The organism is Psychroserpens mesophilus (assembly GCF_050617655.1).
Classification (GTDB): Bacteria; Bacteroidota; Bacteroidia; order Flavobacteriales; family Flavobacteriaceae; genus Psychroserpens; species Psychroserpens mesophilus_A.
In genome coordinates, this window is record NZ_JBODQC010000345.1 from 1 (window position 1) to 251 (window position 251).

The 251-nt window shown below is 64.1% G+C and carries 1 protein-coding gene; it reads left to right on the plus strand.

Annotated elements, in window-relative coordinates; genetic code table 11:
• Positions 1–251: SAM-dependent methyltransferase (locus tag ACRHNM_RS17515; protein ID WP_431137926.1), on the plus strand; the 251-nt coding region annotated here is incomplete at both ends.

Here is a 251-nt window from a genome sequence, read left to right on the forward strand (position 1 = left end):
GGAAGCGTAAAGGCTGCGTGGCTTATCGGCAACCCCAGATCAACGACCTGATCGTCGCCCGGGGCAATGGCGGCAAGCACGTGGTCCGTCTCAAAGGCGGTGACCCGTTTGTATTCGGACGCGGGGCCGAGGAAATGGCCCATGCAGCTGCCCACGGGATGGAAGTCGCCGTGATTCCGGGGATTTCCTCCGGCCTGGCCGTTCCCGCCAGCCAGCACATCCCGGTTACCCTCCGCGGTATTGCCGAGAGT